The sequence below is a fragment of the Streptococcus sp. 339 genome, assembly GCF_013277285.1.
GTDB classification, from domain to species: Bacteria; Bacillota; Bacilli; order Lactobacillales; family Streptococcaceae; genus Streptococcus; species Streptococcus pseudopneumoniae.
This window is the reverse complement of record NZ_VMMR01000023.1, coordinates 58,388-65,206: the sequence shown is the minus strand read 5'-3', so window position 1 is coordinate 65,206 and position 6,819 is coordinate 58,388. Positions and strand designations below refer to the sequence as shown.

The 6,819-nt window shown below is 42.6% G+C and carries 6 protein-coding genes; all 6 read right to left on the bottom strand.

Features of this window, described 5'->3' with window-relative positions:
* Positions 1-201: 201 nt before the first annotated feature.
* Positions 202-867: a TrkA family potassium uptake protein gene (locus tag HT736_RS03035; RefSeq protein ID WP_001283900.1), complete on the bottom strand. Its 666-nt coding sequence runs from the start codon at positions 865-867 to the stop codon at positions 202-204.
* Positions 868-880: 13 nt separating this feature from the next.
* A complete protein-coding gene (locus HT736_RS03030) occupies positions 881-2,260 on the bottom strand; it encodes a TrkH family potassium uptake protein (RefSeq protein ID WP_000897723.1) in 1,380 nt (459 codons plus the stop codon).
* A 213-nt stretch (positions 2,261-2,473) separates the two neighbouring features.
* Positions 2,474-3,238: a nucleoside phosphorylase gene (locus HT736_RS03025; protein WP_000614982.1), complete on the bottom strand. Its 765-nt coding sequence runs from the start codon at positions 3,236-3,238 to the stop codon at positions 2,474-2,476.
* Between the two features lie 140 nt (positions 3,239-3,378).
* Complete coding sequence (locus HT736_RS03020; RefSeq protein ID WP_000220708.1) at positions 3,379-4,233, bottom strand: VOC family protein; 855 nt, start codon at positions 4,231-4,233, stop codon at positions 3,379-3,381.
* A gap of 200 nt (positions 4,234-4,433) precedes the next feature.
* Positions 4,434-5,471: an aldose epimerase family protein gene (locus tag HT736_RS03015; protein WP_000649432.1), complete on the bottom strand. Its 1,038-nt coding sequence runs from the start codon at positions 5,469-5,471 to the stop codon at positions 4,434-4,436.
* Positions 5,472-5,586: 115 nt separating this feature from the next.
* Positions 5,587-6,753 (bottom strand): SIS domain-containing protein, encoded by a 1,167-nt coding sequence (locus tag HT736_RS03010; protein WP_000903556.1) that lies wholly within the window; start codon positions 6,751-6,753, stop codon positions 5,587-5,589.
* Between the last annotated feature and the right edge of the window lie 66 nt (positions 6,754-6,819).

Sequence of the window (6,819 nt, the reverse complement as noted above, 5' to 3'; positions counted from 1 at the left end):
GACTGACGAAGTCAGTTACCTATACCTACGGCAAGGTGACGTTGACGTGGTTTAAATTTGACTTTCGAAGAGTATTACTCTCTCTTGTCACTGCTTTCTATTCTACCATAAAGTCCAGCCTTTGAAGAACTTTTACTAGAATACAAGGCTTCTGTCTCTATTTACCATCTTAAGCATCAAAAAAGAGGGAAGCTCCCTCTTTTACAAATTCAATGCTGCTAGGGTATCCAAATACTGGTTGTTGATGACCGCCAAAATATAGGTATCTGCCTTCAAGAGGTCATCTGGTCCAAATTCAACATCCAATGGGGAATTTTCCTGCTCTCGGAAGCCCAAAATATTCAGATTATATTTGTCACGGAGGTCTAATTTACTCAGACTTTGACCTGCCCAAGACTGAGGAATTTTCATCTCCACAATAGAGACATTTTTATCCAACTGAAAGACACCAACACTATTATGGAAAAGAATGGTATGTGCTAGAGACTGCCCCATTTCATACTCTGGCGAGACAACCGAGTCAGCTCCAATCTTTTCTAGCACTTTCTTAGCAGTCTGACTTTTGACCTTAGCAATAACAGTCGGTACCCCCAAACTCTTACAGTGCATAACCGCAAGCACACTCGACTCCAGATTTCCACCTGTCGCGACGACAACGGTATCGCAGGTATCAATCCCTGCTGATCTCAATAATTCTTCATCTGTGATGTCACCAATCACTCCACGCGCCAAAACTGGCTCAAACTGATTGATGCGCTCTGCGTGGTCATCAATAGCGATAATATTCATATCCTGCTTGGCTAGGGCAGCTAGGACACTGCTCCCAAAAATTCCCAATCCTAAAATTCCAATCGTACGATCTGACATTCTCTTTCCTTTCTTAACCAATACTAATATCTGCTTTCATATAGTGAATCATATCTTTCTTTTCTGGATGGTAATCTGCCAAGCTAACAAACAAGGTCAAGGGACCAATTCGTCCCATAAACATAAGTGGCATGATAACACTGAGAGCCAATTTCCCAAGATCAGAAGTCAAATTTGCCGTTACACCAACTGTACTAAGAGCTGAAATGGTTTCAAATATGAGGTGGATAAAGGGAGGATTGCCTTTGGCTGTCATCCCTAGCAGAATCAATCCTACCAAGAAGCTCATCAAAAAGATAATAAAGACACTAAAGGATTTTTGAACCGTTCGCGGCGCAATCGTTCGTCTCGCAACATTGGCATGAGGCAAGCCCAAAAGCTCACTTCGCGCAAAGACCAAGAGGACAAAAAATGTCGTAATCTTGAGCCCCCCAGCCGTTCCCCCAGGTGCCCCACCTAGAAACATCTGTAAGATATAAATCAAAAGAGTCACAGGATGAGCCTGAGTATAATCTATCGTAGAAAAGCCTGCTGTTCGCATCGTCACTGTTTGAAAAAAGCTAACTAAAACCTTATCGGCAACAGGGAGATTGCCAATCGTTCCAGCATTGTTCCACTCAAGAAAGAGAGTAGTTGCCGTTCCAAATAACAACAAACCTAGAGTCAATAATAGTACAAGCTTCGTATGAAAGTGCAGGCGCCCTTTTTTCTTTCTTCCTACATGACCAGCCAAATCAAACCAGACCATAAAGCCAAAACCACCTGTAATAATTAAGCCTGCAATCACCAGATTGACCAGTAAATCGGTCTGAAAAGCAAATAAACTGGTGCTCCCCAAATTATCAAAACCTGCATTACAGAAGGCGGATATAGCTAGAAAAATGGAACTAAAAAGACCGCGCCCCCAGCCAAGTTGTGGAACAAAACGAAAACTGAGGAATAGAGCTCCCAAACCCTCAACTAGAAAAGTTGTGAGAAAAATAGAATGGACAAACTTTCTCAAAGATCGAGTTTCTCCATAACTAAAACTATCCTGAATAGTTGCACGGCTACGAAGACTAAGCTTTTGCTTGCTCTGGATATAGAAAACTCCAATAAAGGTCATGAGTCCTAGACCACCGATCTGAATCAAGAGCAAACAGATTATTTGACCCCAGATATTATATGTGTGAGCTACTGGAAGGGTTGAAAGACCTGTCACACAGACTGCAGAGACAGCAGTGAAAAGATGATCAAAATAAGTCGCTCGTGAGCTTTCAACTTGGACAAAGGGCAAGCTCAAAAGAAGAGAGCCTAGTAAAATGACCAAGGCAAAACTCAAAAAAATACGACGGGCTGGCGATAAACGAGATAAGCCTAGCTCTATTTTTTCCTTAGATAATTTGAATAACATGTTTCCATTGTACCATAAAACAAAAGAAATATCTCAAATAGGAATGGACAAAACATCGCGTACGCTTATCCTAAAAAAGAGGTTATCCAAACTCGTCCATTTCTAGAAACGTCTAAAAACTACCGACTTCCTATTTTATTCGGCAAAAAATAATCATCAATCAAGCTTTTAAAGTTCTCCTTCACTAAGATAAGAAACTGCCGAGAAAAGCGACTAAAGTTGCACAACACTTGCTAAACTCAGTTCTAACGCCTTCTCAAAAGCTTCCGATCCCCAGTCACGACTATCGTACTGGTCCAAGTCTGCTAAGGAATCAGCTGTGAACAACAATTCTCCCCAGAGAACCCCTCGCAGTTGGGCTACTGCCACAAGCGCAGAACACTCCATCTCCACAACAGCACAGCCCTCTTCCTTACGATAAGCCACCTTTTCAGCCGTTTCTCGGTAAAAACCGTCTGTCGTCCAGGTCAGGACTTCTTCATAGGGAATCCCTCTGACTTCCAAAACTTGCTCAATGGCAGCAATAGCCTCTGGCTGCATTTCCATATAACGAGAAGGTGCCACATAGTGGTAACTGGCTCCTTCATCTCGCAGAGCGCGAACAGGGACTAGAAAGGCATTTTCCTCTATATCGGCTAGCACACCACAGGTACCTGTGGAAATAATCTGCTCCACACCATAGCCAATCAACCAATCCATAAACTGGGCTGCTGGAGCTGAACCAACAGGAGCCTGAGCCAGACAAATCTCCTCGCCTTTGTAGTTCACGACATAGACTGGATAGGTCTTGGTGGCTGAAACGAATTCGCCGACACAGTCCGCCCCTACTTCCCTCGCATAGCGGTCAATCTCTTCACCTAAAAATGCATAGACACATTTCTTGGGCAAGTGCAAGTCCAGCCCCTCGTGATTGGGCATGATAACCGCCTGAGGATTATCATCAAACTCTAAAATGGGAATCGCATGTTTCTGAATCATAACCCACCTCCTCTAATTTTGTACTATTGTATCAAAAACTGACAAAGTGTCAAGGAGGAAGCTGATGAACTGAGGAAAAGCTAATACTAGAATAAAAACCACTTTCTACAATTGATGCTCTGATTTTCATCACATCCTGTCTATCGAGCTAAGCAAATACGAGTCACAATTCCATCTGAGTCTGTGATTTCCAATTGGCTCGATGTCATCCATTTGATTGGTGCGTCAACTTCTTGTGCTCGTTGGGCAATCGTTAACAGTTCTTCTTTATGTGCGACTTCGATGACATAGTAGGCTAAACCTGGTAAGCCTTGCTTACGCGAATCCAGACCTTTTCCTCCCCATTCGTTAACTGCTAAATGATGATGGTAATCTCCAGCCGCAATCCAACTAGCGCTAGGCACACTGAATTTATCCTCTAGCCCTAACACCTTTTGATAAAACTGGCTGGACTTTCGACTATCCTTGACGGAAAGATGAATATGCCCCATTCTCGTACCTTCTGTCAAGATAAAGGGCTCTACTCTTTCCCCCAACTCATAAATGTCCTGCGCCGCAAGAGCCTCCGTCACTCCGATAATGCGTCCATCTTCTCGAATATCCCATGTGGAAACCGGCTTATCTCGATAGAGTTCAATGCCATTTCCCTCCAAATCTTCCAAGTAAATAGCTTCACTGTAACCATGGTCTGCACCGCCGACAAGAGGAATCTGTAAATCTGTCAGGTGTTTCAAGACATCAGCCAAAGCCTTGCGTGTGGGCAAGAGAATGGCCAAATGGTAAAGACCACAATGTTCCCTCACTTCTCCGCTCTCTTGTGCTTGAATCAGCTGTACCAAGACTTTTCCACCAAGGCCTAGAATGGACTCTGTCTCAGTTTGAGATAAGATTTCTAAACCAATAACTTGCTGATAAAAGGCTGTTTGACTGGCCAAATCCTTTACATTTAAAACTGTCTCTGCCAAATAAATGTGACTCTTGTATTCATAGGTCATAAATGGTCCTCTTTTCTCGTTGTAATTATTACAACTATTGTATAATTTCCATCAAGAAAGTCAAGCCAGATAACTCAAAAATAACACCATTTCAGGATAATATAAAGTAAATCATTTCATAATAAAACGCATATTATCAAACTTTTCATCACCTGACAATATGCGTTATTTTAATTTTAAAGACTTTTTGACCAGCTTTTTTATTTCACAACAAGTTCATAACGTGTCTTACTGGTGAAGGTTTGACCAGCTTTAAGAATGACTTGGTCTTTGAGGTCGCTGTGAATGGCATCTGGTAAAGCTTGCGCTTCAAGGGCAATCCCATTGTGCTGCACCATTGGCTGACCAGCCACAAGTACACTCTCATCCACAAAGTTTGCTGTGTAGACCACAAAGCAAGGAGTTTCTGTCTTGAAAAGCAGGAAGCGACCTGAATTTTGGTCATAAAGGAATCCAGCATTGTCATGGCCTACAGGAAGGGCAAATGGGTGATCCAAACCTGATGCCAGCTGGATTTGCTCATCTTCTTCTGCAAAGATATCCTTCAACAAGGCACCATTGTAGATGTGTTTGACCACATCACGGTTGGCTTCTGGAGTTTTGGCAGGAACACCATCGGGAGCGATTGGGTAAATACCCTCTGTATTTAGTTGGAAGACATGACGGTCAATCGTCTGCGTGAAATCACCAGACAAGTTGAAATAGCTGTGGTTGGTTGGATTGACCAGCGTATCCTGATCGGTCGTCACCTTGTAGCTGATTTTATAGGCACCAGTTTCTTCCAAGTGATAACTGATCCAAATCTTGAGATTTCCAGGGAACCCTCCTGTCCCATCTGTACGCTCTGTGTAGAGAGTCAAGCCATGATCGCTTACTTCTTCAACTTCAAACAAGCTGGAATCCCAACCAGTTGAACCACTGTGATTACAGTTGCTAGCATTATTAACCTCAAGGTCATAGGTCTTACCATTGAGCTCAAAGGTCGCACCTGCAATACGACCCGCTACAGGACCTACACTTGCTCCATGCTTGGGACTATTGCCTACATAACTATCAAAGTCATCAAATCCCAAGATAACATTGGCAAAATTTCCAGCCTTGTCAGGTGCGACATAGCGCAAGATGGTCGCACCATAAGTCATAACCTCAAGTTGGTAGCCACCGTCTGTCTCAAATCGATAGGCCAAGACATCCTCGCCCTCAACATTTCCAAATACACGCTCTGTGTATGCTTTCATTCTGTTCTCCTTTTACTATTTCTCTCAAGCAAACAAACCATAGAAAGCGTACTGACAATCTATGGTTTATCTGATAATTTACAAATCCTCTTGTCAAGAATTCATAAACACTGTCTTACTTTTGATATTCGTGAATTATGACACCTTGTACTACACGGTTTACTGTACCTGTAGGAGACGGTGTATCTGGTTTATTTTCTACCTTGAGTGAAGTCAATAGGGCAAAGAGTTGGGCATAAACGATGTAAGGGAAGACACGGTAAATATCATTCAAGACACCGCCACAACCAAGGGCCACTTCTTTGACATTTTCAAGACCAAAAGCTTGATCACTCAAAAGCACAACACGACGAGCAATCTGGTCACCAGCAACTTCACGAACCAAGTCCAAGTCGTACTTACGAGTGTAGTCTGTCGTTGTACCAAAGACCAAAACAACTGTATTTTCGTTGATAAGAGATTTTGGACCGTGACGGAAGCCAACTGGGCTTTCATACATGGTCGCAACTTGACCAGCAGTTAATTCCAAAATCTTGAGCTGAGCTTCATGAGCAAGTCCAAAGAAAGGACCAGCGCCTAGATAGATGACACGGTTAAAGTCTAAATCAACGAGCTCTTTGACATCTTCTGCCTTGTCTAAAACTTTACGGGCAAGACTAGATACAACTTCAAAACGTTCAGACTTAACAGCAAATTCTGTAGGATCAAAGACCAAGAGAGCTGTCAACATCATAGACGTAAAGCTAGAAGTCATGGCAAATCCAGCATCATTAGAGACAGCTGGTTGCAAGAGCAAGAGATTACGGTCATCACCGTGAGCTTGAAGAGCCAATTTACCATCTGCTGCACAAGTAATCGTCACTTGATAAAGCTCATCCACCAAGGATTTGGCCAAATCAACAGTCGCCACACTTTCAGGCGAGTTCCCACTACGAGCAAAAGACACAAGGACAGTTGCCACATCTTTTTTCAAATAGGTTGCTGGATTGGCAACGATATCTGTTGTCGCAATAGCATTGAAATTCCATTTGCGTTCGTCATAGACTTCCTTAAAGTAAGGTAGCAAGGTATCTCCCACATAAGCAGAAGTCCCAGCACCTGTCAAGATAACCTTAATATAGTCATGTTTATCAGCGATTTCTTGTAGGAAGGCTGCAATTTCTTCACGTTTTGCTTGGTAAAATTCAAAAGCTTCTCTCCATACATCAGGCTGTTGGTAGATTTCACGCGTAGTGATTTCTGCACCCAATTCGAGCAAGTCTTCTTTTGTATAATGTAGCATTGAGTTCCTCTTTTTCTATTAAATATGGGAATGGGAGTAAGCTCCATTCCCATGTATATTTTATAT

Bases quoted from the DNA above. Each gene is read 5' to 3' on its own strand.
- HT736_RS03035 (WP_001283900.1), bottom strand. From the start codon at position 867: ATGTCAGATCGTACGATTGGAATTTTAGGATTGGGAATTTTTGGGAGC.
- HT736_RS03030 (WP_000897723.1), bottom strand. From the start codon at position 2,260: ATGTTATTCAAATTATCTAAGGAAAAAATAGAGCTAGGCTTATCTCGT.
- HT736_RS03025 (WP_000614982.1), bottom strand. From the start codon at position 3,238: ATGATTCAGAAACATGCGATTCCCATTTTAGAGTTTGATGATAATCCT.
- HT736_RS03020 (WP_000220708.1), bottom strand. From the start codon at position 4,233: ATGACCTATGAATACAAGAGTCACATTTATTTGGCAGAGACAGTTTTA.
- HT736_RS03015 (WP_000649432.1), bottom strand. From the start codon at position 5,471: ATGAAAGCATACACAGAGCGTGTATTTGGAAATGTTGAGGGCGAGGAT.
- HT736_RS03010 (WP_000903556.1), bottom strand. From the start codon at position 6,753: ATGCTACATTATACAAAAGAAGACTTGCTCGAATTGGGTGCAGAAATC.